The following is a 26986-nucleotide window of genomic DNA, read 5'->3' as shown; positions in this document are numbered from 1 at the left end:
TTTGTTTTTCGTTATGCGCCCCAGGAGTGGTCAATGACCGACGCTGCCCGGCATCAGGCCGAGATCAAGAAAGACACCGATATCGCCGCCTGGATCGGCCTGTTTCTCGGCCCCCTGCTGTTGTTGGCCTGCCTGCTCACCGATCCGCCCGGCACCTTGAGTGAAGCAGGCTGGCGTACCGTGGGCCTGACCTTGTTAATGGCCACCTGGTGGTCCACCGAGGCAATCCCGATTCCGGTCACCTCCCTGCTGCCGATTCTGATGGCGCCCGCCCTGGGCATCAGCACCGTGGACAAGGCGTCCGCGCCCTACGCCAACCCGGCGATCTTTCTGTTTCTCGGCGGTTTCATGCTGGGGCTGGCCATGGAACGCTGGAATCTGCACAAGCGCATCGCCCTGATGACCCTGCGCGCCGTCGGCAGCCAACCCGCCTACCAGGTGGCCGGTTTCATGCTCGCCACCGCCTTTCTCAGCATGTGGGTCAGCAACACCGCCACCTCCATCATGATGCTGCCCATCGGCATGTCGGTGATCACCTTGCTCGGCGAGGACAATCCGCACAGCGAACGTCTCTCCATCGGCCTGTTGCTGGGCATCGCCTACGCCGCCAGCATCGGCGGCATCGCCACCCTGATCGGCACGCCACCCAACGCGCTGCTGATTGCCTTTCTGAAGGACAATTACGATATTCACATTGGCTTCGGCCAGTGGATGCTGGTGGGGGTGCCGGTGTCGGTGGTGATGCTGGTCGTGACCTGGCTGTGGCTGACCCGGGGCGGCCTGCGCAAAGCGGAAAAACTGGCCGACAGCGACGCTCTGATCAACAACGAGCTCAAGGCGATGGGACCGTTGTCCCGGGGTGAAAAAGGGGTCGCGGTGGTGTTTTTGTGCGCCGCCTTCGCCTGGGTATTCCAGCCTTTGATCGCCAAAGTCGTGCCGGGAATCAACGACACCAGTATTGCCATGGCGGCGGCCATCGCCTTGTTCCTGGTGCCGGTGAGCCTCAAGAACCGGGATTTCCTGATGAGCTGGGGCCATGCCGGCAAGCTGCCCTGGGGCGTGCTGCTGCTGTTCGGCGGCGGCCTGTCCCTGGCCGCTCAGATCCGCGCCACCGGGCTCGCCGACTGGATCGCCCAGGGCATGGGAGCGCTTGGTTTCCTGCCGCTGGTGCTGTTGATCGGCATGGTGGTCATGGTGATCATCTTTCTGACCGAGGTCACCTCCAACACCGCCACCGCCGCCGCTTTTCTGCCGCTGCTTGGCGCCCTGGCGGTGTCGCAGGGCATGTCACCGGAACTGCTGGCGATTCCCGCCGCCATCGCCGCCAGTTGCGCCTTCATGATGCCGGTGGCGACGCCACCCAACGCCATTGTTTTCGGCACCGGCCATCTGCGCATCAGCGACATGATCCGCGCTGGCTTCCTCCTCAACCTGGTGGGCATCGTGGTGGTGACCCTGCTCAGCCATGTGCTGGTGAGGACCATCTGGTAAACGCTTACCCGCTAAACCCGCCAAGCTTTTGATGACGTTCATTCAGAGGTCGCCACGAAGCCGCTGTGGGAAGCTGGCTTGCCAGCGAATACAGTGTGAGTACTATCTCAGACCCATTCTCTGGCAAGCCAGCTTCCCACAGCGGCTTTGCAGTGCAGACCTTGGCAACCTGCCGGGTGGCACTCCGCCTGACAGCGAATCAGCGTGTTGCTTACCCGCGCCGTTTTTACCGCGATCGTCACAACGGGTATTTGCAGTGATACCAGATCAGCGCCAGCCACTCGCGCCAGATCACCGGCATCTGCGACAGCGCCCCGGCGGAGGGCATCCAGGGGCGGCGCGGCAACAAGGTAGCCGGGTGAGGCGTCACTTCCAGACCCTGGGCCTGAAAACAAAGCGTGGCACGGCACAGGTGAGCCTGATCGGTGACCAACATCAGGCTCTCGATACCGCGAAGGCGCAGAATCCGGGCCGCCATCACCGCGTTTTGCCAGGTATTGCGGCTCTCTTGTTCCAGCATCAGGGGCGCGTCCGGCCAGCGCCGGCGCACCACCTCGGCCATCAGCGCGGCCTCGGATTGCTCCGGCAGCAAAGGTTGGCCGCCGGGAGCGCCACCGCAAAGCAGCAACGGCAATTGCCGCTCACGGGCCAGTTCCAGCGCCACCCGTAACCGCTTCAGACCCAGTGTGTTGAGGCGGTACCCTTCACCGTCACGGCGCCGCCCCGCCCCCAGTACCCCCCCCGCCCGCGGCGGCGAGGAAGCGCGCCGCCGCGGTACCGGCGGGTAAAACCGGGCGACCACCGCCGGCAGGGTAGCGCCGGCCATCACCAGCGCCACCATGCCCAGAATCATTACCTCGTCCATTCGCTGTCTGCCCGCGCCCCGCTCATGTATCCTATGTTCCCTTCATGTATCCGCATGTGCCCGGCTCGCGCACCGCCCGCCGGTCATGCGACATGACTTATTCGACGACACACTGCCAGACACCCATTGACCTAACGCTAAGAGAACCGATGGACGCACAGTATCGCCCCGACCAGGTAGAACGGGAAGCCCAGGAATACTGGGAGAATCAGGAGACCTTCAAAGTCACCGAGCAACCGGGCAAGGAAAAATTCTATTGCCTGAGCATGTTCCCTTATCCCTCCGGTCGACTACACATGGGCCATGTGCGCAACTACACCATCGGCGATGTAATCAGCCGGTATCAGCGCATGCAGGGCAAGAACGTGATGCAGCCAATGGGCTGGGACGCTTTCGGCCTGCCCGCGGAAAACGCGGCGGTGAAGAACCAGAGCGCGCCGGCGCACTGGACCTACGAGAACATCGACTACATGAAGCGCCAGCTCAGACAGCTCGGTTTCGGCTATGACTGGAGCCGCGAGCTGGCCACCTGCCGCCCGGAGTACTACCGCTGGGAGCAGTGGTTCTTCACCCGGCTTTACGAGAAGGGTCTGGTCTACAAGAAAATGTCCACCGTCAACTGGGATCCGGTGGACCAGACCGTGCTCGCCAACGAACAGGTGATCGACGGACGCGGCTGGCGCTCCGGCGCTCTGGTGGAGCGCAAGGACATTCCCCAGTGGTTCGTGAAAATCACCGCCTACGCGGATCAATTGCTGGAAGACCTGGATCAGCTGGACGGCTGGCCGGAACAGGTCAAGACCATGCAGCGCAACTGGATCGGCCGGTCCGAAGGCGTGCAGCTTGACTTCGCGTTGCGGGACAGCGACGACGCCCTGAGCGTCTACACCACCCGCCCGGACACCCTTATGGGGGTCAGCTATGTGGCGGTGGCGGCACAGCATCCGGTGGCGCGACTGGCCGCCCGGGACAACGCGGACATCGCCGCTTTCATTGACGAATGCACCCATACCAAAGTGGCCGAGGCGGATCTCGCCACCATGGAGAAAAAAGGCGTATTCACCGGCCGCTATGCTCTCCACCCGATCAGCGGCGAGGAAGTACCGGTGTGGATCGCCAACTTCGTGCTGATGGACTACGGCTCCGGGGCGGTGATGGCGGTGCCCGCCCACGACCAGCGCGATTTTGAGTTCGCGCGGAAATACGATCTGCCGATCCGCCAGGTGATCGAACCCGCCGGCGACGCAACCATCGATCTGACCAAGGAGGCCTTTACCGTCAAGGGTAAGCTGGTCAACAGCGGCGAATTCGACGGCCTCACCTCCGAGGCGGCTTTCGACGCCATTGCCGCCTGGCTCAGTGAGCGCGGCCTGGGCGAAAAGAAGGTCAACTACCGTCTGCGCGACTGGGGTGTATCCCGCCAGCGCTACTGGGGCGCACCGATCCCGATGCTGACTCTGGAAGACGGCAGCCAGGTGCCGGTGCCCGAGGACCAATTGCCGGTGGTGCTGCCCGAGGACGTGGAGATGGACGGCGTCACCTCGCCGATCAAGGCGGACCCGGAGTGGGCGAAAACCGAGTACAACGGCCAGCCCGCCCTGCGCGAAACCGACACCTTCGACACCTTCATGGAATCGAGCTGGTACTTCGCCCGCTTCGCCAGTCCGGACAGTGACCAGGCCATGCTGGACCCCGCCGCCGCCAATTACTGGCTGCCGGTGGACCAGTACGTGGGCGGCATCGAACACGCCATCCTTCACCTGCTCTACTCACGCTTCTTCCACAAGCTGATGCGTGACGCCGGCCTGCTCGACAGCGACGAACCGTTCAAGCGGCTGCTGTGCCAGGGCATGGTGCTCAAGGACGGGGCCAAGATGTCCAAGTCCAAGGGCAATACCGTGGACCCACAGCAGATGATCGAGCAATACGGTGCCGATACCGTGCGGCTGTTCATGATGTTCGCGGCGCCACCGGAACAGTCGCTGGAATGGAACGACGCCGGCGTCGAAGGCGCGCACCGCTTTATCAAGCGCTTGTGGCGGATGGTGGCCGAGCATGTCGAAGACGGCGCCGCCCCGGCACTGGATGCGAACACACTGAGTGCCGACGCCAAGGCCGTGCACCGCAAGACCCATGAGACCATTCAGAAGGTCAGCGACGACTTCAGCCGCCGTTACACCTTCAATACCGCCATCGCCGCGGTGATGGAGTTGATCAACGACACCGGCCGTCTTGCCGCCGATGATCCACAGGCAGGCGCGGTCCGTCAGGAAGCGCTGGAAGCCGCGGTGCTGTTGCTGTCACCCATTATTCCCCACGCCTCGCACCAGTTGTGGCGGGCACTGGGCCATGATGACGCGGTGATCGACGCCGTCTGGCCCGAAGTGGACGAAAGCGCTCTGGTCAAGGACAGTGTGGAACTGGTGGTGCAGGTAAATGGCAAGGTGCGCGCCAAACTGGAAGCACCGGCGGACGCCGACAACGCTGCCCTGGAAACGCTGGCCATGGCCGAAGAGAACGTGCGCAAGTTCATCGACGGCAAGACCGTGCGCAAGGTCATCGTGGTGCCCGGCAAACTGGTTAACCTTGTCGTCAACTAATGGTTGCCAACTAAAGCGTTTCTGAATACACCCCGTCATCCCGGGCCTGACCCGGGATCTCCCTCCGGAGAGCGCATGGCTCCGTGGATGGAGATGCCGGACAAGTCCGGCATGACGTTGTTCAGAGGCGGCGCCCTAACCGGCAAGACCGCCAACGCGAGGTCAACAGCTCACGGAGATCGTCATGACGCTCGTCCCACATCGCACACTGTTGCTTGTTCTCGCCACACTTCTTCTGACGGCGTGCAGCGGCTGGCAGTTGCGCGGCCAGACCCACACCCCGCAATTCGAGAGTGTCACCCTGGCTGGTGGCACCGCTCAATTGCGCTACACCCTGGAACGGGAGCTGACGCCGCTGGGCGTACTGCTGCATGGCGAGTCGCCCTACGTGATCCGGGTCATCGACGAACGTTGGGACCGGCGCACGGCGGCGGTGGACGAGCGCGGGCGGATCGCCGAACTGGAATTGCATTATGAACTGGTGTGGCAGTTGATCGACCGCGACACCCAGGCGCCACTCAACCCGCCCCGCCACATCCGGGCACTGCGTAACCTGGCCTACTACCCGGACAACATCACCGCCTCGTCCGACGAGGAAGAAATGATCCGCCAGGATCTGTACGACGACATCGTCTACCGCCTGATCAACCAGTTGGCGGACGCTTCCCGCAAAGTACAACGGAACTGACCGCCATGCGGCTGCGCGCGGACCAACTGGGCAAACACCTCAACGGCGAAGAGCTGCTGCCGGTCTATCTGGTGGCCGGCGACGAGCCGTTGCAACAAGACGAAACCCTGGACGCCCTGCGGGCCGCGGCCCGCCAGCGCGGCTTCGAGGAGCGACAGCGTTTCAGCGCCGACACCGGCATCGACTGGAACGCCCTGCTCAACGAAGCGCAAAGCCTGAGCCTGTTTGGCGGCCGCCGAATCCTTGAGGTCGTGCTCAACGACAAGCGCCCGGACAAAGCCGGCAGCCAGATCCTGCGGGACCTGATGGCCAGCCCCTCCCCCGACACCCTGCTGCTGATCCGCTGTTCACGGTTGGACCGTCGCAAGGACTGGGGTAGCGCCTGGGTCAAGGCGCTGGACGGTTGCGGCGCGGTCATCGAGATCTGGCCGGTGGAAGGGCGCCAGCTTTACCCCTGGTTGCGGGACCGTCTGGCCAGCCGCGGTCTCAACGCGGACGAAGACGCCCTGGAACTGCTGATCCAGCGCAGTGAAGGCAACCTGCTGGCCGCCGCCCAGGAGGTGGACAAACTGGCCCTGCTGGCCGAGGACGGCCACGTGACCCCGGAAACCGTGCAACAGTCGGTGGGCGATTCCAGCCGTTACACGCCTTTCGATCTCACCGACGCCACCGCCCAGGGCGATCCCGCCCGCGCCCTGCGGGTCCTGCGAACACTGCGGGCCGAGGGCGTGGAGCCGCCGGTGATCCTGTGGGCCCTGAGCCGCCACCTGCGCGGCCTGGACGCCCTGCTCACCGGCGGCAACCCGCCACGCATGCCACCCGCCCGCATGCGCGCCATGGAAACCCAGGCTTCGCGCCTGCGGCCGCGCCAGTTGCATCAGGCCCAGGCCCTGGCGATCCGCGCCGACCGCACCGTCAAGGGCATGGCTCCCGGCGATCCCTGGAAACATCTCAGCAGCCTGGTGCTGCGCCTCACCGGCCAGCCCCTGCCGCCGATTCTGGAAAGGTAAGACCGATCGCTGGCACGCTTACACGCGGCACGCCGGCACGCCAAAACCTGAAAACGCCATGCCGGACTTGATCCGGCCTCTCTCTGCTCCCTCTACAACCACTGGGCTCCGTTGACGGCGGCCCCGGGTCAGGCCCGGATTGGCCCGCTCGGAACCCGCCGTTCTGCTAGGGTCGGTTCACATTATTGTCATCGTCGCCAGGAACAACCTATGCCGCAGCGTCTGGACACCTCCTCGATCAGCTTTACCGCTCTTTATACCGGCCAGGTGTGGGTGCGTAACGGGCTTTCCTCGGCGGATTTCCAGACCCGCGCCGGGGCCTTGCTATACCATGCGATGACCCCCTTCGAGGCGGTGGGCAAGCAACTGCTGGGCGGCAATATCCGCACCTTCCTGCTGCAACGCCATTACCTCATCGACGCCCGCCTGCGGTCACTGATAGAGCACTACCCGGACCTGCAGATTCTGGAAATCGCCTGCGGTCTGAGCCCGCGCGGCTATCGTTTTCGCCAGCAGTACCCCCACATGACCTATGTGGAAGCGGATCTGCCGGACATGGCCCGGCGCAAACGACGGCTGCTGGCGCGGCTCGGTGCGCTTGGCGACCGGCACCGGGTGGAACCGGTCAACATTCTGTTGGAACAAGGCGAAGACAGCGTGCCCGCCCTGCTGGCCCGCTTCGCCCCGGACAAGCCGGTGGCGGTGGTCACCGAAGGCCTGATCAACTATTTCTCGCTGGCCTCGATCAGCCCGTTCTGGCAACGGCTGGCGACATCGCTGGCCGGCTTTCCCGACGGCCGTTATCTCACCGACAATTATCCGCTTTACGCCAACCGCCGTATTCAGCGGACCCTGAAAACCCTGGGTGGCGTGCTCGGTGTCCTGTCCCGCAGCCAGGTCAGCTTCCACTTCGACTCCAATGAGCAGAGCCGGGCCCATTTTCGCGCCCTCGGTTTCCACCATCTCGACATTCACGACCCGGCGGATTACTACCAGCGGCTGCCCATTCCGCGTACCCGCCGCACACCGATGGTGCGTGTCCTGGAGGCCCGCACCGGAGCAGCGTGACGGCGCCGGTTTCGCCGCTGTCGTCCTGCACCTATACTATGGGGCTTCCGATCGACACGGCATGACAGAACACATGGATATCCAGCAGTACATGGCCAACGTGGGCGAGCAGGCCCGCGACGCCGCCCGCGCCATGGCCCGGGCCAGCGCCGGTGACAAGAACAATGCCCTGATGGCCATCGCCGGGGCGTTGCGCGAGCACCGTGACACCATTCTCGCCGCCAACCAGGGCGACCTGGCGCGGGGCCGCGACAACGGCCTGGACGCGGCCTTGCTGGATCGCCTGGAACTGACCCCGGCACGCTTCGAAGGCATGGTGGAAGGGCTCGAGCAGGTCATCGCGCTGGCCGATCCGGTGGGGGAAATCACCGATTTGAACTATCGTCCGTCCGGCATCCAGGTGGGCCGCATGCGCGTGCCCCTGGGCGTGATCGGCATCATTTACGAATCCCGTCCCAACGTCACCATCGACGCGGCGGCACTGTGCCTGAAATCCGGCAACGCGGCGATTCTGCGTGGCGGTTCCGAAGCCATTGAGTCCAATCAGGCCATCGCCGCCTGCCTGCGCCAGGGCCTGGCCGCCGCCGGCCTGCCGGAAACCGCGGTACAGGTACTGGAAACCACCGACCGCGCCGCGGTGGGCGAGTTGATCACCCATCCCGAATACGTGGACGTGATCGTTCCCCGTGGCGGCAAGGGCCTGATCGAGCGTATCAGCCGGGAAGCACGGGTGCCGGTGATCAAACATCTGGACGGTAACTGCCACACCTACATCGATGTGGACGCCGATGCCGACAAGGCGATCAAGGTCGCCTACAACGCCAAAACCCAGCGCTATGGCACCTGTAACACCATGGAAACGCTGCTGGTGCACCGGGACATCGCCGCCACCGTGCTGCCAGAGCTGGCGCGGATGTACCGGGAAGAGGGTGTGGAGCTGCGGGGCTGCGAACGCACCCGGGCGCTGCTGAAGGACATCGCCGCCGCCACGGAAAGCGACTGGGAAGAAGAGTATCTGGCACCGATTCTGGCGATTCGCCTCGTCGATGGTCTGGATCAGGCCATGGATCACATCCATCGCTACAGTTCCCAGCACAGCGAAGCAATCATCACCGAGAACTACACCCGGGCACGGCGTTTTCTCGCCGAAGTGGACTCCAGCTCGGTGATGGTCAACGCTTCCACCCGCTTCGCCGACGGCTTCGAATACGGCCTGGGCGCGGAGATCGGTATTTCCACCGATAAGCTCCATGCCCGGGGCCCGGTGGGCCTGGAAGGGCTGACCAGTCAAAAATGGGTGGTGCTGGGCGACGGGCATGTGCGTCAGTAACGGGAGCGGATTCTGAATCTCCAGCCTCATCGCCAGACGCCAGACGCCAGACGCCAGACGCTAAAGCCGGGAGGTCTCCATGGTTAGCGTCCAGTATCCGGCGTCCGGCGTCCGGCCTCTTATCCTGTTCGGCGGCACCTTCGACCCGGTTCATGGCGCCCATGTGCGCGCCGCCCTGGCCGTGTCCCAGGTGCTCGGTGACGCACCGGTGCGGTTGCTGCCCAACGCGGTGCCGCCACATCGGCCCCAGCCCTTGGCGAACGCCAGCCAGCGCCTGGCCATGGTGCGCCTGGCCTGCGCCGGACATCCGGCCCTGCAGGCGGATGACTGGGAGTTGCGGCAGGCCGGCCCGTCCTACACTCACCTGACGTTGCAGCACTTTCGCCGCCTCATTGGCCGGCGGCGGCCACTGGTGTTCATGATCGGCGCCGACAGCTTCGCCAGCCTGCATCAATGGCACGGCTGGCGCCGCTTCGCCGCCCTGTGCCATCTGGCGGTGGTCCCCCGCCCCGGCGCGCCGGCACCGCTGCCGGCGGTGGAAAAGGCCTTTCCACGCGGCCAGGCGCGCCTGCTGCAGACCCTTCCGGCGGGGCGCCGGCTGATGCTGACGCATCCGCATATGGACATTTCCGCCACCGCCATCCGCGAGGCGCTGGAGCATCGGGGACAATGCCGTGCCCTGACCTCCGTGGTGGAAGCGCATATCCGCCGCCATGGTTTGTATAATGTGCGGACATCCGCTGCCCCGGCGGCGCCCGGAATCATAGAACCCGATACCGACGCCATTACCAACATCGACGTCACTACCAATACCGACGCCACTACCAATACCGGCGCCAATACAATGGAAACAACGAGGCCCCATGAGTTCTGACACCTCTCTGCTGGATCTGGTACTCGACGCTCTCGAAGAGCTGAAAGCACGGAACGTCACCCACCTGGATGTTCGCGAGCTCACCAGTGTGGCGGACGATATGGTCATCGCCAGCGGCACCTCCAACCGCCACGTCAAAGCCCTGGCGGACAACGTGGTGGAACGGGCCAAACAGGCCGGTTATCGCCCGCTGGGTACCGAAGGCGAAAAAGGCGCCGAGTGGATCCTGGTGGATCTCGGTGACGTCATTGTCCATCTGATGCTGCCCGCCACTCGCGAGTTCTATGATCTGGAACGTCTATGGCGCAATCCGGATCACCATCCCGAGCGGACCGGCACGCCGGCCAACAAGGATCCGGGCTGAACCCGCCAGCCGTTTCGCAGTCCCATTTGCCTGAGCCGGCATCACTCAGGGCCGGTTCAGGAGGGCGCCGCAGGAGAGTCTATGCGCATCCATCTGTTTGCCGTCGGCACCCGCATGCCGGCCTGGGTCGAGCAGGGCTTCCAGGAATACCAGAAGCGGCTGCCGCCGGACATGCGCCTGCTGCTGGAGGAGATCCCACTGCCCAAGCGGGCCAAGGGCGACGTCGCCGCTTTGGTGCGGACCGAGGGTGAGGCCATCCGCAAGCGGCTGGAGAAACTGCCCGGCGCCCGCGTGGTGGCTCTGGAGGTCACCGGCAAAGCGGTGGATACGCCCATGCTGTCACAACGCCTCGGCGAATTGCGGGATCTCGGGCAGGATCTGGCGCTGCTGGTGGGAGGCCCGGATGGGTTGTGTGCCAGATTGTCCGCCGACGCCGACGAGCGCTGGTCGCTGTCGGCGTTGACGCTGCCGCACCCTCTGGTGCGGGTATTACTTGCCGAACAGCTGTATCGTGGCTGGACGCTGCTTGCCGGCCACCCCTATCATCGCTGAGCAAAACCACCCGGTAATCTGGCTGCCATGCGCGATCCACACTCACATTTCGTTCCGATCACCGTGCCATGGCGACCGGTCACGGAACCGATCACAGGGTCCACATGCGCCAACCGCTGACCCTCAAGGACCACCATCACGAGCACCGTCTGTTCAGCCTGCGTCTGCTGGTGGCGGTGGCGCTGGTGCTGGTGTTGTCACTGGTACTGGTCGGGCGCATGGCCTGGCTGCAGATTGCCCAGCACAGCCGGTTCACCACTCTTAGTGACAACAACCGGGTGCTGACCCAGGCGATGTCGCCTCCGCGCGGCCTGATCACCGATCGCAACGGGGAAATCCTGGCGGTGAACCGGCCGGATTTCACCCTGGAACTGGCGGTGGAACAAAGCGCGGACCTCAACGACACACTGGATCGTATCCGCCGCTTGATCCCGCTTACCGACGACGACCTGGAGCGGTTCGAGCGGCGCCGCACCAGCGCCCGCCGCCCGTGGGAGCCGATTCCACTGCGTGGCCGGCTCACCGAGGAGGAGATTGCCCGCATCGCGGTGCATCAACACGAATTGCCCGGTGCCAGGGTAACGGCCTCACCGGTGCGCTTTTACCCTCACAGCCATCTGTTTTCCCACGTGCTCGGTTACGTCAACCGCCTCAGTGCCGAGGATCTGGACAACATGACCCTGGCCGAACAGCGTAACTACAGCGGCACCCATTATTACGGCCGCACCGGCGTGGAGCGCTATTACGAGCATCGGCTGCACGGGCAGGTTGGCTATCGTCAGGTGGAAACCAACGCCCGCGGCCGGATCCTGCGGGTTCTGGAAGAGCAGCCACCGATACCCGGTGACGATCTGCGTCTGTCCCTGGATCTGAAAGTGCAGCAGGCCGCCTATGACGCCCTCGGCGAGCGGCGCGGCGCGGTGGTCGCCATTGATCCCCGCGACGGCAGCGTGCTCGCCTTCGTCAGCCGCCCGGGCTTCGATCCCAATCTGTTCGTTACCGGCATCTCCCATAAGGACTATGCCCGATATCAGCAGGATCACGACCACCCCCTGTTCAACCGCGCCTTGCAGGGCCGTTATCCGCCGGGTTCCACGGTGAAACCCATGCTCGGTCTGGCGGGCCTGGATGCCGGCGTCACCAATTGGGAGAGGACCATCCACGACCCCGGCTATTTCAGCCTGGAGGGCAATCCGCACCGCTACCGGGACTGGAAGCGCTGGGGGCATGGCCAGGTGGATATGGAAAAAGCGGTGGTGCAATCCTGTGACACTTATTTCTACGATATGGGGTTCCGGCTCGGCATCGACCGCATGCACGATTTCATGATCGGTTTCTCCATCGGCGAAGCCACCGGCATCGACCTGCTCAACGAATCCGAGGGGAACATGCCCTCCCGCCAATGGAAGCGGGCCGCTCGTAACGCGCCCTGGTTCCATGGCGACACCATCAACACCAGTATTGGACAAGGCTTCATGCTCACCACACCGCTGCAACTGGCGGTGGCCACGGCGATACTCGCCAACGACGGCCATCAGGTGGTGCCCACCCTGGCCGCCGATGAAACCCATCCGCCACGTCGCCCGGACATCGTGCTCAAGGACCCTCGGGACTGGGAGCGCATGAAGCACGCCATGGAGGCGGTTGTCCACAGCAATCGCGGTACCGGCCGTGTCATGGCCAAGGACGCCCGTTATCATATGGGCGCCAAAAGCGGCACCGCTCAGGTGTTTTCGGTTGGCCAGGAAGAAACCTATAACGAGGCGGAATTGGCGGAACGCATGCTTGACCATGCTCTGATCGTATCCTTCGCGCCGGTTGAGAATCCGGCCATCGCCGTGGCGGTGATGGTGGAGAACGGCCGTCACGGCGGCTCCGTGGCCGGGCCAGTGGCCCGTCAGGTGATGGACGCCTGGCTGTTGAATGAAGACGGCGACCTGCATATTCCGGAACCGCTGGCGCGTCCACCGATACAGAATGGGCCGCCCGCGCCGACCACCACCGCCTCCACCACCTCGACCAGGACGGCTACCCCATGAGTCAAGTCGATCCGGTCAGAACCACCGACAACGGTGGTCATGCCATCTTCCGCACTCCGGTAGCCACGCGTCTGCACCTGGACCCACCGCTGCTGGCGGCCCTTCTGCTGACCATGCTGGGCGGCCTGGCGGTCCTCTACAGTGCCAGCGGCGGCAGCCTGGATACGGTGATCCGTCAGGCCATCCGCTTCGGTGGCGGTTTGCTGATGATGCTGGTGCTGGCGCAACTACCACCGAGGACATTCCGTTTCTGGGCCCCTCTGGTGTACGGCGTCGGCCTGGCCCTGTTGGCACTGGTTATTCTTGTGGGCACCGAGGCCAAGGGCGCACAGCGCTGGCTGAGTCTGCCCGGCATCGGCCGCTTTCAGCCCGCGGAATTGATGAAACTCGCGGTACCGGCGATGGTCGCCTGGTTCTTCAGCGACCGTACTCTGCCACCGTCAAAACGCAATGTGCTCGGCTCACTGGTGCTCATCTTCCTGCCGACGGTGTTGATCGCCATGCAGCCGGATCTGGGCACCGCGCTGCTGATTGCCGCCGCCGGCCTGGTGGTCTTGTTCATGGCCGGTCTGTCCTGGCGCCTGATCGGGCTGGCGGTGCTGGTGTTGGTGGTGGCCGCGCCGCTGATGTATTTCTTCGTTCTGCACGATTACCAGCGCACCCGGGTGGATACGTTCCTGAATCCGGAGGCGGACCCGCGCGGCGCGGGCTGGAACATCATCCAGTCAAAAACCGCCATCGGCTCCGGCGGCATCGGCGGCAAGGGGTGGCAGGACGGCACCCAGTCGCGGCTGGATTTCCTGCCGGAGTCCCACACCGATTTCATTCTCGCCGTGCTTGGGGAAGAGTTTGGTCTGATCGGGTTCCTGCTGTTACTGGCGGTCTATCTGGTGATCATCGGACGCGGCTTCTTCATCAGTTGGCAGGCCCAGGAAACCTTCAGCCGATTGCTGGCGGCGGCTCTGACCATGACCTTTTTCATCTACGTGTTCGTCAACGTGGGCATGGTATCCGGCCTGCTGCCCGTGGTCGGGGTACCGCTGCCACTGGTCAGCTACGGCGGCACCTCGATCGTCACCCTGCTGGCCAGTTTCGGCATGTTGATGTCGATCCACACCCACCGGCGCTTCATCAACTTCTGAACTGGCGGCGGATTCCATGGTCAGCAATTGGGGTCGGCCGCCGGCGCGGCGCGCGCCGCGATCATGGTTTAACCTCGCCGACCCCGATATTATGGCCCCAGCCCCATCCCCCCTGTTTTTATGGAGAAACTCATGGGTGTAAGACTGTCCGCCCTGCTCACCCCCTTTGCTTTCCTCGCCGCTGTTTTCCCCGCGGCCATGGCCTTTGCCGAAGAGCAAGGATATGCCCGTCATCCCCAGGCGGAAGCCCTGATCCAGGAAGTGGTGAAAAAAGGCGTGGACGAAAAACGGGCCCGGGAACTGCTGTCCCAGGCCCGACGTCAGGACAAGATTCTCGAGTCCATCGCGCGTCCCGCGGAACACACCATGACCTGGGCCCGCTATCAGAAAATCTTTTTACAGCAGGAACGGGTCGATGCCGGCGTCGCCTTCGCCAGGGAGAATCAACAGGACCTGGCCCGGGCCGAAGCCGAGTATGGCGTGCCCCGTGAAATCATCCTCGCCATCATCGGCGTGGAAACCTACTACGGCCGTCATAAGGGTACCTACCGGGTGCTCGACGCCCTGACCACCCTGGGCTTCGACTATCCCCCGCGGGCATCTTTCTTCCGCGGTCAGTTGGTGGCCCTGATGGAGATGGAGAATCAGGCCCATATCAACGCCAGTGAGATCACCGGCTCCTACGCCGGCGCCATGGGCCTGGCGCAGTTCATCCCCACCAGTTACCAGGCCTACGCGGTGGACTATGATCAGGATGGCGTCACCGATCTGGTCAACAGCCCCGCCGACGCCATCGGCAGTGTTGCAAATTATTTCCATCGTCATCATTGGCAACCGGGCTTTCCGGTGGCCGCCCGTGCCAGAATCGAAGGGCAGGGCTATCAGGCGTTGGCGAAAAAAGGCTACAAGCCCTCTTTCAGTCTCTCCACGGCCCGGAAAAACGGCGTAGTGGCAGTGAGCTGCCAGGATGATACCCTCGGCAGCGAATACTGTTTTGATCTGGCGGACGACACCCAGGTGGCGCTGCTGGACCTGACCGGTGAAAAAGGACACGAATTCTGGATGGTGACGCGCAACTTTTACGTGATCACTCGATACAACCACAGCGAACTCTACGCCATGGCGGTGCTGCAGCTGTCCCGGCAGCTGGCCCATGCTCTGGAAGAGGACAGGTCTTGATGCGTGCCCTTCTGATCAGTGCGCTGGCCCTGGCTCTGGGCGCCTGTAGCTTGGCGCCCCCGGCGACCACGCCGGCCTCCGTCGGCGCCACCGGTGATGCCCCGGCTCAGCCCCCGGCCCGCGACCCCGCCGGCGCACCGGGCTCGGACCGTTACGCCCATGACACCGACAGCCCGCCTCCGGCCCGGGAGCGGCACAGCGTCGAGCGGATGCCGGAACCGGTACCCAAGGCCGAACCTCCCAGCCGTTACGGCAACCCGACCACTTACTCCGTATGGGGGCAGACCTATCATGTGCTGCCCTCCTCCGAGGGTTACCAGGAAGAAGGACTGGCATCCTGGTATGGCCGCAAATTTCACGGCTATCGAACCTCCAGCGGCGAACCCTACGATATGTACCGGTTCACCGCCGCCCATCGCACCTTGCCACTACCCACTTACGTACGTGTCACCAATCTGGACAATAACAAGCAACTGGTGGTGCGGGTGAACGACCGCGGTCCCTTCCATTCCGATCGCATCATTGATCTGTCCTGGGCCGCCGCGGTTCGCCTCGGCATCGAGCAGAACGGTACCGGCCATGTCCGGGTGGAAGCTCTGATGCCAGAGAAGCGCCCTGGAGGCCGTCGTCAGGGCACCGTACCCACCGCGGTACGTGCGGCGCTGGACAGCCCTCCCCCGGAGGCTGGTAAAACCCAGGCCGAATCCGGGGACCTTTATCTCCAGGCCGGCGCTTTCCGGGCTCTGGACGGCGCCCGTGATCTGGAACGCCAGTTGCGCCACCGGCTGAAGCTGCCAGTGACCGTGCGCAAACCGGACGACAGCGCCTACTACAAGGTGTGGTTGGGCCCCTTCGCCAGCCTGGACGACCAGGAGCAAGCACGCCAGGCATGCCGGCAGGCCGGTTTCGGCAATCCGATGCCGGTTCGCTAAGGCCCGGAAATTTCAGGCCCTGTGAATTCTTTCCAAGGTCCGCGCCTCGCGGCTGCGTCGACGTTGGAAACAGGCCATCACCGTATCCGGTCCCGAGCCGGAGTCGACAAGAAGTACTAACAGGCAGGAAACCATGATCCAGAGAATTGCCCTTCGCGATATCTTCTTTTTATTCGCCGCCGCCTGTCTGGCGCTGCTGCCGCTGACCGGACAGGCTCAGAGCAGCGTGCCGCGCGCGCCCTCGGTGGAAGCCCGCAGCTATATTCTGATGGACGCCCGCAGCGGCCATATCATCGTCGAGCACAACGCTGATCAGACCATGCCTCCGGCCAGTCTGACCAAGATGATGACCGCCTACATCGCCGAGCGGGAGATTCAATCCGGCAATATCTCACTCCAGGACCAGGCGCCGGTCAGCGTCAAGGCCTGGCGCATGGGCGGCTCGCGTACCTTCCTGAAGGAAGGTACCCAGGCCGCCATCGACGATCTGCTGCGCGGTATCATCATTCAGTCCGGCAACGACGCCAGTGTCGCCATGGCCGAGTACATCGCCGGTTCCGAGGATGCCTTCGCCGATCTGATGAACCAGCAGGCGCGGGCCCTGAACATGAACGACACCCACTTCATGAACGCCACCGGCTGGCCGGCGGAAAACCACCACAGTACCGCCCACGATATGGCACGGCTGGCCCGGGCCATCATTAACGACTATCCGGAACACTACGATATCTATGCCGAGAAGGAATTCACCTACAACGGCATCACCCAGACCAACCGCAACCTGCTGTTGTGGCGGGATTCCACCGTCGATGGCTTGAAAACCGGCCACACCGACGAAGCCGGTTACTGCCTGGTGGCGTCCGCCAAACGCGACGACATGCGCCTGATCAGCGTGGTCATGGGCACCGCCTCCGAACAGGCCCGCGCTCAGGAAACCCAGAAGCTGCTGACCTACGGATTCCGCTTCTTCGAATCCTACAAGGCCTACAGCGCCAACGATGTCCTCGCCAACCCGGATGTCTGGCTGGGAGCCGCCGATACCGTGCGCCTGGGTCCGGAGAAGGACGTGCAGCTGACCGTGCCGCGGGACAGCGCCGACCGTCTGCAAGCGGACATGACGATTGATCCGCAACTGCGCGCCCCGATCGAGAAAGGCCAGCAATACGGCAAGGTCACCATCCGTCTGGACGACGAAGTGATCAGCGAAACGCCGCTGGTGGCGCTGGAAAGCGTGGAAGAAGGCGGCTTCTTCTCGCGTCTGTGGGACCACATCATACTGTTCTTCAAAGGCCTGTTCTGATGAGCACGGTCTACCTCAACGGCGCCTTCATGGCCATGGAGCAGGCTCGCATCTCGCCGATGGATCGCGGTTTCCTGTTCGCCGATGGGGTATACGAGGTGATCCCCGCCTTCAACGGGGTTCTGTTCCGCTTCGAGGAACATCTGCGCCGGCTGGAACGTTCCCTGTCGGCGCTCTATCTGATCAACCCGCATGACCGGGCCGGTTGGCGTCGCCGTTGCGGGGAACTGATCCAACGCAATGGCGGCGGCAATCTGTCGCTATACCTGCAAATCACCCGTGGCGCCGCCGACCAGCGCGATCACGCCTTTCCCGATCCGCCGGTGCCGCCCACGGTGTTCATGAGCACCTCGCCGCTGGCGGTGCCAACCGTGAACACACCGGACCGGATCACCGGCGTCGCCGCCATTACCCTGGACGATATCCGCTGGGCCCGATGCGATATCAAGTCCATATCGTTGCTGCCGAACATCCTGCTGCGGCAACAGGCGATCGCCGTCGGCGCCCGCGAGGCGATTCTGATCCATGACGGCTTCGTCACCGAAGGCGCCGCCAGCAACGTCTTCATCGTGAAGGACGGCGAGATCGCCACCCCGCCGGCAAGTCACGCCATTCTCGGCGGCATTACCCGTGACCTGGTCATCGAGCTATGCCGTGAGCAGGACCTGCCCCTGCGCGAACGGGAAATCAGTGAGGCCGAACTGGGCGACGCCGATGAGGTCTGGATCTCCAGCTCCACCCGCGACGTGGTACCGGTGGTCACTCTGGATGACCGCCCGGTGGGCGACGGCCGCCCCGGCGAGACTTGGAAAATCCTCGCCCGCCACTATATAGCGTTCAAGCGCCGCCTCTGCGGCGTGTGACGTCACCGTAGCGAGAATCGACATGGCCATCCGTGAAGAGCTTTGGGAATTTCCCCACACCATGCATTTGAAAGTGATGGGCGCCGTGGACGCCCCCCTGGAAGATGCAGTGGTGGACATCATCGAGCGTGTACTGGAGCTGGATTTCGACCGCCCGCGCAATCTCAGCGCCCGCCCCAGCAGCCGCGGCAATTTCATTGCCCTCACCGCCCGCATCACGGTTCAGGACAAAGGACAGGTGGAAACCCTGTATCGGGAACTGAACGCCTGCCCCCATGTGAAAATCACCCTGTAACACGAACCGGAGCGTGCCGATGAACCTGCTCGTCCGCTATCTGCCGCAGGCGGATTACGACACCTGCTGGCGGGCCATGCGGGATTTCACCGAACAACGGGATGACAGCACACCCGACGAACTGTGGGTGCTGGAGCATCCGCCGGTATATACCCTGGGTCAGGCCGGCAAACCCGAACACGTACTCAACCCAGGCGATATCCCGGTGGTGCGCAGCGACCGCGGCGGCCAGGTCACTTACCATGGTCCCGGCCAGACCGTGGTCTATCTGATGCTGGACGTGCGGCGCCTGGGAATGGGCAGCCGCGGGCTGGTTAACGCCATTGAACAAGCGGTGGTGGACTATCTGGCGACCCAGGGCATCGACGCCGTCAACCGCGAGGACGCCCCCGGGGTCTATGTGAACGGCGCCAAGATCGCCTCATTGGGCCTGCGCATTCGCCGCAAGGGCAGCTATCATGGCCTGGCGCTGAATCGGGACGCGGACGCCACGCCCTGGCAGCGCATCAACCCATGCGGCTACGCCGGCCAGCCCATGACCAGCCTGGCCGCCGAAGGCCTGACACTGACCCGGCAGCAGGTGGAAGAGGATCTGGTTACGATTCTCGCCCACCGCCTGGGGCTTGAGCCCCGGACAGCACCGCCACCGGACTGGTACACTTTACCCCAGCGGAAACCCGAGGCCTGACGGCTTCAGCGGTAACGCAGGCCTACCCGGCCCTGATGACATTGAGCAAGCGCCCAAAAGGCGCCTACACGCCAAGGCGAGAGAACAGATGAGCGAAGCACAGGCGAAACGTCCGGCAAAACAGAAAGTCCGTATCGGCGACAAGCTGCGTGGCGCCGACAAGGTCCGCACCATTCCCATGGTTAACGAGGAAGCGCCGGCACGCGAGCGCAAGCCGGACTGGATCCGGGTGCGAGTGCCCGCCAACGGCGAGATCCAGCGTATCAAGAGCATGCTGCGCCGGCAGAAACTGCACACCGTGTGTGAAGAGGCCTCTTGTCCCAACCTGCCGGAATGTTTTGGCGGCGGCACCGCCACTTTCATGATCATGGGCGATATCTGCACCCGCCGCTGTTCGTTCTGTGACGTGGGCTTCGGCCGTCCCAACGCGCTGGACCCGGAAGAACCTCTCCACCTGGCCGAGTCAGTGGCTGATCTGGCTCTGAAGTACGTGGTTATCACCTCGGTGGACCGCGATGATCTGGCGGACGGCGGCGCTGGCCACTTCGCCGACTGTATCCGCGAGATCCGCGCCACCAGCCCGGACACCAAGATCGAGATTCTGACGCCGGATTTCCGCCCGTGCCTGGAGGATGCGCTCGATATCCTTGATGCGACGCCACCGGATGTGTTCAACCACAACATCGAAACCGTGCCGCACCTGTACAAGAAAGCCCGCCCCGGGGCCCGTTACGAGCATTCACTGAAGCTGCTGCGGGAATTTGGCGCCCGACGCCCGGATGTGCCCACCAAATCCGGCATCATGGTCGGCCTGGGTGAAACCAACGATCAGGTACTGGAAACCCTGCGTGATCTGCGCGACCACGACGTCGACATGATCACCATTGGCCAGTACCTGCAGCCGAGTCGCTTCCATGCTCCGGTGGAGCGCTACGTGCACCCGGACGATTTCAAGATGTTCGCCGAGGAAGGCCGCAAGATGGGCTTCACCTCCATCGCCTCCGGCCCGATGGTGCGCAGTTCCTACCACGCCGACCTCCAGCACAAGGGCGTCAACGTCGGTGATCCCGACGATCTGGCCCACGGCTAGGGATAGCCAGACGCTAACATTAAAACCTCGTCACCAAAGACATTGCAGCTACACAACCGGTCTTGACGTCAACTCAAATCGGTCTTTTGTTGGTATTCGCTGCCAAGGCAGCTTCCCACAGCATGAATCACGGAGTCGCTGTGGGAAGCTGCCTTGGCAGCGAATCCGCCCGCCAGCGTGCTGCGTATAAGCAGACTGTTTCACAACCGTGGGGCCCCAATGGTTCAGGAGCCACAATAACGGTACTGCCTAAAAGGTCAAAAACGGCAGCAGCGTGATCAGCAACAACGCGATCACCGCCAGCAGCATGGCCAGTGCCCGTACCGGCTGTTCCCGCAATCGGCGCCACAGGGTTGGCGCGGTGCCCAGACGACGGGCCTCCTCATAGGCGGCCCGCTGCCGCTGGCCCCGATCCTGCTGGTATTCAGCCATCAGCGCCTGTGCCCGCTGCCGATCCTCGGGGCGGGTCAACCAGATTCCACCAGCGGAAACGCCCCAAAGACTGGGCCTGGTTTCATAGAAAGGGATGTCATGCCGCTCCAGCAAAGCGCGGACTTCATCCGCTTCGTCGTCCGGTACCCGGCGCAGATTCAACAACAAAGTGGTCATGATACTCCAGAGACTGCTCGGGACCTTTACGCCACCGCGCCGGGCCCCAAACAGGTTCCAAGGTTTTACAAAGTGCGGCCCGGCTCGCCACTGACCGTGACCGGCAATTCGTTTAGTCTAATATTGCCTCAAATGGTGTGCGGCTCTGCTACCGGACCTACCCGGCATTGGCTCCGCATCCGCCATTCTCAGGCCAAGTTTATACCAATCCACATTTCGCGGTGGCGGCGTTCGCCCCTGCCGTCGCGCCAAGGAAGCCCCGATCCGCCGCCATGACGCCGGATCCGTATGCCGTACTCGAGGGAGCCCGCATTGATCATGACTTGCCGTCCGTTCTGGTTGTCGCTGTGTCTGATGTTCGTCGTCATGTCCCCGGCAAATGCCGAATCCTGGGCCGACAACATCTACGAGAGCCTGCAGGAACGGAAGTTACCGGAAGAATCCCTGTCACTGGCGGCAATCCCACTGGACGGTCCCGGCGAACCCCGTTTCGTCAACGCCGACGAGCAGATGAATCCGGGCTCCACCATGAAGCTGGTCACCACTTATGCCGCGCTGGAACTGCTCGGGCCCAACTTCCAGTGGCACACCCGACTGTATACCGACGGCGAACAAAAAGGCGATACGCTGAAAGGCAACCTGTACTATGTCGGCGTCGGCGACCCCAAACTGACTCTGGAGCGCATGTGGCTGCTGCTGCGCGATCTGCGCGCCATGGGCATCAAGCATATCCGGGGCGACCTGATACTCGACGGCAGCTACTTTCATCTGCCCAACGGCGTCCCCCATTTCAACGACGATGGCGACAACCCCTACGCGCCCTATCTGGTGGAACCCAACTCTCTGCTCACCAACCTGAACGTGTTCCGCATTCGTATGATGAGCCGGGACGGCAAGGTGCATGTCAGCACTGAACCGCCCGTCAGCAAGATCGTGATCGACAACCAGGTCACCGCGCCGGAGCGGGGCCGTTGTCCGGTACACAATTCCAAGGCGCTGCAATACGAGCCGGACTTTTCCGACCGTCGCAAGATCACCGTCACCATCACCGGCGCCTTGCCGGAGAATTGTCGTGCCGACCGTTACCTGTCCCTGATGTCCCAAGAGAACTACACCGCCAATCTGATTCGCGGCCTGTGGCGGGAAATGGGCGGCTCGATCTCCGGCCGCGACCGCACTGGCCGGCTGGCGCGGGGCGCCAAGCTGCTGGTGACCACATCCTCGCCGGATCTGGTCACCATGGTGCGCGACATCAACAAGTGGAGCAGCAACATCATGGCCCGCCAGTTATTCCTGACCATCGGCGCGGAAAACCGGCTGGCCGGCGACAAGGACGATCTTGCCGCGGCCGACCGGGCAATCCTCGAATGGATGCGGCTGAAAGGTATCGACGTCAGCCAGGTAGTGCTGGAAAACGGCTCGGGATTGTCCCGCGTGGAGCGCATCACCGCCCACCAGCAGGCACTGATGCTGCAACAGGCCTGGCGCAGCCCGTTCGCCGCCGAGTTGATCGCCTCGCTACCGCTGGTGGCGATGGACGGCACCATGCGTAACCGGCTGCGTAATACCGCGCTGGTGGGCGAAGGACACATCAAGACCGGCACACTGAGCAACGTGCGTTCCATCGCCGGCTTCACCCGCGATCAGAACAACACCACCTGGGCGGTGGCGGCGATGATCAATGATCGCAGCGCCTGGAAATCCCGGGCGGTACTGGACGAAGTACTGAAGGCGGTACACACCCTGGTGGAACCGGGCACCGACGCCAGTCGGGTCACCACGGCTTCCGCCGACGGCGACCGCCGGTAACACGATTATCTCTGCTATGCTCCGGACTTTGACGTTGTCACGCCACGGTCCGGAGCATTTCAATGATCACTGTCCACCATTTGGAAAATTCCCGTTCACTACGGGTTCTCTGGCTTCTGGAAGAACTCGGACTCCCCTACGAAATCGTTCATTACAAGCGCGATCCCAAAACCATGCTGGCGCCGGAAAGCCTGCGCGAAATTCATCCCCTGGGCAAAGCGCCGATACTGCAGGACGGTGACCGGGTGGTGGCCGAATCCGGCGCCATTCTTGAATACCTGCTGGACCACCATGGTCAGGGCCGCTTCCGCCCCGAACCCGGCGCTTCCGGCCGCGAAGCCTACCAATACTGGCTGCACTACGCCGAGGGGTCACTGATGCCGCTGCTGGTGATGAAGCTGGTGTTTTCCCGGGTGCCGGAATCACCGATGCCGTTCTTTATCCGCCCGGTGGCCAGAAAAATCAGTCAAGGGCTGAACCAGGGCTTCCTGGACCCTCGCCTCGGCGAGCACCTGGGCTTTGTCGAGCGCCATCTTGGCCAACAGACCTGGTTCGCCGGTGACGACTTCAGTGCCGCCGACATCCAGATGAGCTTCCCGTTGCAAGCGGCGCTGGCCCGGGCCCCCGGAAATCTGCCCAACATCCGGGCATTCATTGAACGGCTGGAAAGCCGCCCCGCCTACCGACAGGCGGAGGAACGCGGCGGGGCCCTGAAACCGCTGGGCTGATCCCGCCAGACCGAATGTGCTCCAGTGCCCATTCCCCACACTTTGCTATAGCCATTCAGACATAAGACGTTATGCTTAGCCTGGAGCACACCCCAATATCCTACTCAGGCCGGATCCTGGCCGGGGGTGCTCCGGCCATAGCCATCAAGTGGGGATCCATGATTCTGCTGTATTTTTTCATTGCCCTGGCGGTGGCCATCGCGGTCATCGAAGTGGCCCAGAGAATTCATGCCCGCCGCCGCGATTAAGCGGCGTCGCCCTCCGTGCTTTTCCTCCCTGGTTAAAGACTGTTAAAAACGTGAACACGTTCACACCGACCGACTCCAATGGATTAGCATCTGACATTGCTTGGTCTATATGGAGATAGAAGCATGAAAAAGATTTTGCTTACCTTCGGTCTGGCCTCCGGTCTGGCACTGGCGGGCTGTTCTTCCACTCCCTCCAATCCCCAGGCGGACAAGGCCTTGTACAGCGGCATGTTGCCCTGCGCGGACTGCTCCGGGATCCGTACTTCCCTGACGCTGTACAGCGATGAGAAAGACCGCCCGACTCAATACGAGTTGCGCGAAGAGTACATGGACAGCTCCCGTGTTGGTCACACCGAAGTCGAGCGTGGTCAGTGGGCCTACGGCAATAAGGAGATGGACGGTACCGCTTATCGCACCGTGGTGCTGAATCCCGAGTCCGAGGACGTCGAAAGCCAGCTGCGCTATCTGGAAACCGCGCTGAACGCCCTGGAGATGCTGGACATCAACGGCGATCGCATCGAATCCGAACTCAACTACACCCTGATCAAACGGTAACTTCAGGCACAGGCGCCCAACGGGCGCCTCCCGCCTCCTCCCGCATCCGTCGCGCTCATTGAATCAGCCTATTCATCGTCACATTCCTGTAAATAGGAATGACTTGCATTCACTGCGCGAAATGCTAGACTCGCCCGCACACTGAGATATCGTCCCGTCGCGGCGCCCCAGGTGCCGTCATCCGCTTTAGTACGCCCCGGCCGACGGCGATATCCGCCTTTTCCACGATGGAGTTCGGCGATGACTTCTTCTCTGCAGTTTCACCTCCCCGAGTGGTTCGTTTCCGGTGGTATCACCATGTGGGTGCTTGGTCTGATGTCCGTGATCGGCCTGGCGACGCTGATTTCCAAGATACTGCAGTTCGCTCGTGTGCGCCCCAAGGCAAGCCGTCAGGCGGACGCGCTGCTGGCGAGCCTGGAGCGCGGAGAGGTTCCGGCCCAGCAAAAGCCGGGCCGCACGCCCATCGATCAGGTGGTGCTGACCTCCTGGAATCAGCGTGATATGGACGAGCAGAGCTGGGAAGAAGACAGCCTGCGTCGTGCCCGTGAGTCCCTTGACGAACTGCGCGGCGGACTGCGGATTCTCGAAGTAATCAGCGCCTTGGCGCCGCTGCTGGGGCTGCTCGGTACCGTCTTCGGCATGATCAGCGCCTTCCAGGCTCTGGAACAGGCCGGCTCCCAGGTGGATCCTGCGATTCTCTCCGGCGGTATCTGGGAAGCGCTGCTGACCACCGCCGCCGGTCTGACCGTGGCGATCCCGGCTCTGGCCGCCTTCCACTGGGCGGACCGCAACATTGAGGTGTGCCGGGAAAAACTGCAGGACCGGCTGTCCCAGTTGAAAGTGCAGCGCCGCCGCCTTGACCAGGACAGCGCGCCGACCCAGGACAGCGTTCCCAGCAGCGAGGCCCGCATCGCCCATGTATCTTGAGCCCGAACGTCACCGTTCGCCGGCTATCAGTCTCACACCACTCATCGATGTGGTTTTTATTCTGCTGGTGTTCTTCATGCTGGCCACCCGCTTCGGGGCCTGGAAGGACTTGCCGGTGAGCGTGGTGCCCAGCGAAGCCGTGGAACGGCAGGACGACAAAACCTGGCTGGAGTTGCACGTCAACGCGGAAGGCAAAGTGGACTGGAACGGCGAGGCCTTGTCCCTCGAACAACTGAAGGAACGCCTGGCCGGTCATGATGAAGCCGTCCTGATCACCGGCGACCCGGATGCGCCTTTGCAGGCCGCCCTTGCCGCCGTTGACGTGGCCCGGGCCGCCGGCCTCAAGGAAGTGCAGCTGGAGCTGCTGCCATGAACCTGGAAGACAACAGCCCGCGCCGGCCGCCGCTGGAACCGGTCCTGCCGCTGATCAACGTGGTGTTTCTGCTGCTGATCTTCTTCATGGTGGCTGGCCAGCTGGCACCGCGTCCCACCGTGGATGTGACCGCGCCGAACAGCGCCGAGGCCGCCACCGAGGAAGACCCCGGCCAGTTGATGTTGATCCTGGACAAACAGGGCGTGTTGTTCCATGACGGTGAGCCGGTGGCCGAGACGAGTCTCGCCACGCTGATCGCGGAACACCAGGCAAAACGGGAAAAGGAAGCGGCCGATAAAGCGGCCCAAAGCGACTCCGAAGAAAGCCCGGCGGCATCCGCCGCCGATGAGGATGGACAAGGGACCACGTTACCGCTGGTGCGGCTGCTCGCCGATGCCGGTGTGCCACTCAGCGTATTGCGTGAAAACCTGGGCAAACTGCGGGACCTGGGTGTGGAAGAAGTTCGTTTGGTAACCCAGAGCGAGAACACTCCGTGAGGCGAAGTATACGACTGATCATTAGTTGGGCCCTCGCGATCCTGGTTCACGGCAGCCTGCTGGTGACGGTGAATTCACTTACCCTGGCCGGCGGTCGCGTGGGCATTCAGGGCGGCCAGCAGGCCATGACATTGTCGCTGGCGCCCAACCCGGCGCCGCCGGCACCGGCACCGCAGGTGGCTCAGGCGGCCCCCAAACCGCAGCCGAAGCCCGAACCAAAACCTGAGCCCAAACCCGAACCCAAACCAAAGCCTAAACCAAAGCCCAAGCCGGAGCCTAAACCCGAACCCAAGCCGGAGCCCAAGCCCGAACCCGAGCCGAAGCCCGCCCCCAAACCGGAGCCAAAACCCGAGCCGGAACCCGCCACTGAACCACGGGCCGAACCCGCCGGTTCCTCCGAAGCGGAACCGGACGCTGAGCCCACCGAACAGGTGGCGGGCGGCGCGCCCCAACCCAAGGGCCAGAAAGGCATCGCCGGGGAAATCGGCAAGGGCGTACACAGCAGCGGCGACAATGACAACGCGCTGAACCGTTATCTCGGCAAGGTGCGCGATACCATCGAGTACAACAAGGTTTACCCGGCCCGGGCACGCATGCGCCGACAGCAGGGTGAGGTGGAGGTCAGCTTCCGGGTCAACGCTCAGGGCCGCGCGGAAAATGTGGAGCTGGTTGGCAGTTCCAACAGCCGGATTCTCGATCAGCAGTCTCTGGAACTGGTGCGCCGGCTACGCTTCCCGCCGCCTCCGGCACAGTTGGGCAGTGATCCGGTGGCGGTGCGGATTCCGATCAACTATACGCTGTAAGGGCGGGGGACCACTGCTGTCCAACATTGTGGAACGGGCCGTGTGCATGCACGCTCGATTCGCTGGC

At 63.2% G+C, this 26986-nt stretch carries 27 protein-coding genes; 25 read left to right on the top strand and 2 right to left on the bottom strand.

What is annotated here, in order from left to right; translation table 11 throughout:
* Nucleotides 1-33 precede the first annotated feature (33 nt).
* Nucleotides 34-1491 (top strand): SLC13 family permease, encoded by a 1458-nt coding sequence (locus A6D6_RS04955; RefSeq protein ID WP_159660103.1) that lies wholly within the window; start codon nucleotides 34-36, stop codon nucleotides 1489-1491.
* A 238-nt stretch (nucleotides 1492-1729) separates the two neighbouring features.
* Here the strand turns inward: A6D6_RS04955 and A6D6_RS04950 are convergent, their stop codons facing one another.
* On the bottom strand, nucleotides 1730-2356 hold the full coding sequence (locus tag A6D6_RS04950; protein ID WP_159660102.1) for a YdcF family protein: 627 nt from the start codon (nucleotides 2354-2356) through the stop codon (nucleotides 1730-1732).
* A 149-nt stretch (nucleotides 2357-2505) separates the two neighbouring features.
* Here A6D6_RS04950 and leuS point away from each other — a divergent pair, with 149 nt between their 5' ends.
* The 17 genes from leuS to lipA all read left to right on the top strand — a co-directional run bounded on the left by leuS (nucleotide 2506) and on the right by lipA (nucleotide 20370).
* A complete protein-coding gene (gene leuS, locus A6D6_RS04945; RefSeq protein WP_133490285.1) occupies nucleotides 2506-4956 on the top strand; it encodes a leucine--tRNA ligase in 2451 nt (816 codons plus the stop codon).
* A 184-nt stretch (nucleotides 4957-5140) separates the two neighbouring features.
* Nucleotides 5141-5644 (top strand): LPS-assembly lipoprotein LptE, encoded by a 504-nt coding sequence (locus A6D6_RS04940; RefSeq protein ID WP_133490284.1) that lies wholly within the window; start codon nucleotides 5141-5143, stop codon nucleotides 5642-5644.
* Nucleotides 5645-5649: 5 nt separating this feature from the next.
* Nucleotides 5650-6654 (top strand): DNA polymerase III subunit delta, encoded by a 1005-nt coding sequence (gene holA, locus A6D6_RS04935; protein ID WP_133490283.1) that lies wholly within the window; start codon nucleotides 5650-5652, stop codon nucleotides 6652-6654.
* A 210-nt stretch (nucleotides 6655-6864) separates the two neighbouring features.
* Entirely contained in the window at nucleotides 6865-7722 is an 858-nt protein-coding gene (locus A6D6_RS04930) for a class I SAM-dependent methyltransferase (protein WP_133490282.1), read from the top strand.
* Nucleotides 7723-7795: 73 nt separating this feature from the next.
* A complete protein-coding gene (locus tag A6D6_RS04925; protein ID WP_159660101.1) occupies nucleotides 7796-9052 on the top strand; it encodes a glutamate-5-semialdehyde dehydrogenase in 1257 nt (418 codons plus the stop codon).
* 79 nt (nucleotides 9053-9131) lie between these two features.
* Nucleotides 9132-9926, top strand: a complete 795-nt coding sequence (nadD, locus tag A6D6_RS04920) for a nicotinate-nucleotide adenylyltransferase (RefSeq protein ID WP_159660100.1) — start codon at nucleotides 9132-9134, stop codon at nucleotides 9924-9926.
* Nucleotides 9916-10290 (top strand): ribosome silencing factor, encoded by a 375-nt coding sequence (gene rsfS / locus A6D6_RS04915; RefSeq protein ID WP_022996036.1) that lies wholly within the window; start codon nucleotides 9916-9918, stop codon nucleotides 10288-10290. Before nadD ends, rsfS begins: the two co-directional genes overlap by 11 nt.
* A gap of 81 nt (nucleotides 10291-10371) precedes the next feature.
* Nucleotides 10372-10842 (top strand): 23S rRNA (pseudouridine(1915)-N(3))-methyltransferase RlmH, encoded by a 471-nt coding sequence (rlmH, locus tag A6D6_RS04910; protein WP_080530565.1) that lies wholly within the window; start codon nucleotides 10372-10374, stop codon nucleotides 10840-10842.
* Between the two features lie 104 nt (nucleotides 10843-10946).
* Entirely contained in the window at nucleotides 10947-12881 is a 1935-nt protein-coding gene (gene mrdA / locus A6D6_RS04905) for a penicillin-binding protein 2 (RefSeq protein ID WP_159660099.1), read from the top strand.
* On the top strand, nucleotides 12878-14023 hold the full coding sequence (gene rodA / locus A6D6_RS04900) for a rod shape-determining protein RodA (RefSeq protein ID WP_201303701.1): 1146 nt from the start codon (nucleotides 12878-12880) through the stop codon (nucleotides 14021-14023). The genes mrdA and rodA overlap by 4 nt, the downstream gene beginning before the upstream one ends.
* A gap of 132 nt (nucleotides 14024-14155) precedes the next feature.
* A complete protein-coding gene (gene mltB / locus A6D6_RS04895; protein WP_133490278.1) occupies nucleotides 14156-15202 on the top strand; it encodes a lytic murein transglycosylase B in 1047 nt (348 codons plus the stop codon).
* Complete coding sequence (locus A6D6_RS04890; protein ID WP_159660098.1) at nucleotides 15202-16134, top strand: septal ring lytic transglycosylase RlpA family protein; 933 nt, start codon at nucleotides 15202-15204, stop codon at nucleotides 16132-16134. Before mltB ends, A6D6_RS04890 begins: the two co-directional genes overlap by 1 nt.
* 133 nt (nucleotides 16135-16267) lie before the next feature.
* Nucleotides 16268-17434 carry a D-alanyl-D-alanine carboxypeptidase family protein gene (locus A6D6_RS04885; RefSeq protein WP_159660097.1) on the top strand — a complete coding sequence of 389 codons (1167 nt, stop codon included), beginning with the start codon at nucleotides 16268-16270 and terminating at the stop codon, nucleotides 17432-17434.
* Nucleotides 17434-18297 (top strand): D-amino acid aminotransferase, encoded by an 864-nt coding sequence (locus A6D6_RS04880; protein ID WP_159660096.1) that lies wholly within the window; start codon nucleotides 17434-17436, stop codon nucleotides 18295-18297. The genes A6D6_RS04885 and A6D6_RS04880 overlap by 1 nt, the downstream gene beginning before the upstream one ends.
* Before the next feature lie 22 nt (nucleotides 18298-18319).
* On the top strand, nucleotides 18320-18592 hold the full coding sequence (locus A6D6_RS04875) for a DUF493 domain-containing protein (protein ID WP_159660095.1): 273 nt from the start codon (nucleotides 18320-18322) through the stop codon (nucleotides 18590-18592).
* 19 nt (nucleotides 18593-18611) lie between these two features.
* On the top strand, nucleotides 18612-19280 hold the full coding sequence (gene lipB, locus A6D6_RS04870; protein ID WP_133490273.1) for a lipoyl(octanoyl) transferase LipB: 669 nt from the start codon (nucleotides 18612-18614) through the stop codon (nucleotides 19278-19280).
* 88 nt (nucleotides 19281-19368) lie between these two features.
* On the top strand, nucleotides 19369-20370 hold the full coding sequence (gene lipA, locus A6D6_RS04865) for a lipoyl synthase (protein ID WP_133490272.1): 1002 nt from the start codon (nucleotides 19369-19371) through the stop codon (nucleotides 20368-20370).
* Nucleotides 20371-20619: 249 nt separating this feature from the next.
* Here the strand turns inward: lipA and A6D6_RS04860 are convergent, their stop codons facing one another.
* Nucleotides 20620-20979 carry a DUF6164 family protein gene (locus tag A6D6_RS04860; protein WP_133490271.1) on the bottom strand — a complete coding sequence of 120 codons (360 nt, stop codon included), beginning with the start codon at nucleotides 20977-20979 and terminating at the stop codon, nucleotides 20620-20622.
* Between the two features lie 318 nt (nucleotides 20980-21297).
* On the opposite strand from A6D6_RS04860, the gene dacB reads away from it, so the two are divergent.
* From dacB to A6D6_RS04825, 7 genes are all read left to right on the top strand, one after another.
* Entirely contained in the window at nucleotides 21298-22788 is a 1491-nt protein-coding gene (dacB, locus tag A6D6_RS04855) for a D-alanyl-D-alanine carboxypeptidase/D-alanyl-D-alanine endopeptidase (RefSeq protein WP_236563991.1), read from the top strand.
* 62 nt (nucleotides 22789-22850) lie between these two features.
* The gene (locus tag A6D6_RS04850) at nucleotides 22851-23516 is read left to right on the top strand and encodes a glutathione S-transferase family protein (protein ID WP_133490269.1); all 666 of its coding nucleotides are present in this window, start codon (nucleotides 22851-22853) and stop codon (nucleotides 23514-23516) included.
* Between the two features lie 371 nt (nucleotides 23517-23887).
* A complete protein-coding gene (locus A6D6_RS04845) occupies nucleotides 23888-24319 on the top strand; it encodes a copper resistance protein NlpE (protein ID WP_133490268.1) in 432 nt (143 codons plus the stop codon).
* Between the two features lie 240 nt (nucleotides 24320-24559).
* On the top strand, nucleotides 24560-25246 hold the full coding sequence (locus A6D6_RS04840; RefSeq protein ID WP_133490267.1) for a MotA/TolQ/ExbB proton channel family protein: 687 nt from the start codon (nucleotides 24560-24562) through the stop codon (nucleotides 25244-25246).
* Nucleotides 25236-25619, top strand: a complete 384-nt coding sequence (locus A6D6_RS04835) for an ExbD/TolR family protein (RefSeq protein WP_133490266.1) — start codon at nucleotides 25236-25238, stop codon at nucleotides 25617-25619. The genes A6D6_RS04840 and A6D6_RS04835 overlap by 11 nt, the downstream gene beginning before the upstream one ends.
* Nucleotides 25616-26116, top strand: coding sequence for an ExbD/TolR family protein (locus A6D6_RS04830; protein ID WP_133490265.1), 501 nt, complete (start codon nucleotides 25616-25618; stop codon nucleotides 26114-26116). Before A6D6_RS04835 ends, A6D6_RS04830 begins: the two co-directional genes overlap by 4 nt.
* Nucleotides 26113-26919: an energy transducer TonB gene (locus tag A6D6_RS04825; protein WP_159660093.1), complete on the top strand. Its 807-nt coding sequence runs from the start codon at nucleotides 26113-26115 to the stop codon at nucleotides 26917-26919. The genes A6D6_RS04830 and A6D6_RS04825 overlap by 4 nt, the downstream gene beginning before the upstream one ends.
* Nucleotides 26920-26986: the final 67 nt, after the last annotated feature.

The sequence above is a fragment of the Alcanivorax xiamenensis genome, assembly GCF_009846745.1.
Lineage (GTDB): Bacteria > Pseudomonadota > Gammaproteobacteria > Pseudomonadales > Alcanivoracaceae > Alloalcanivorax > Alloalcanivorax xiamenensis.
Note: the sequence above shows the minus strand (reverse complement) of the source record. Positions and strands in the feature narration are given on the sequence as shown.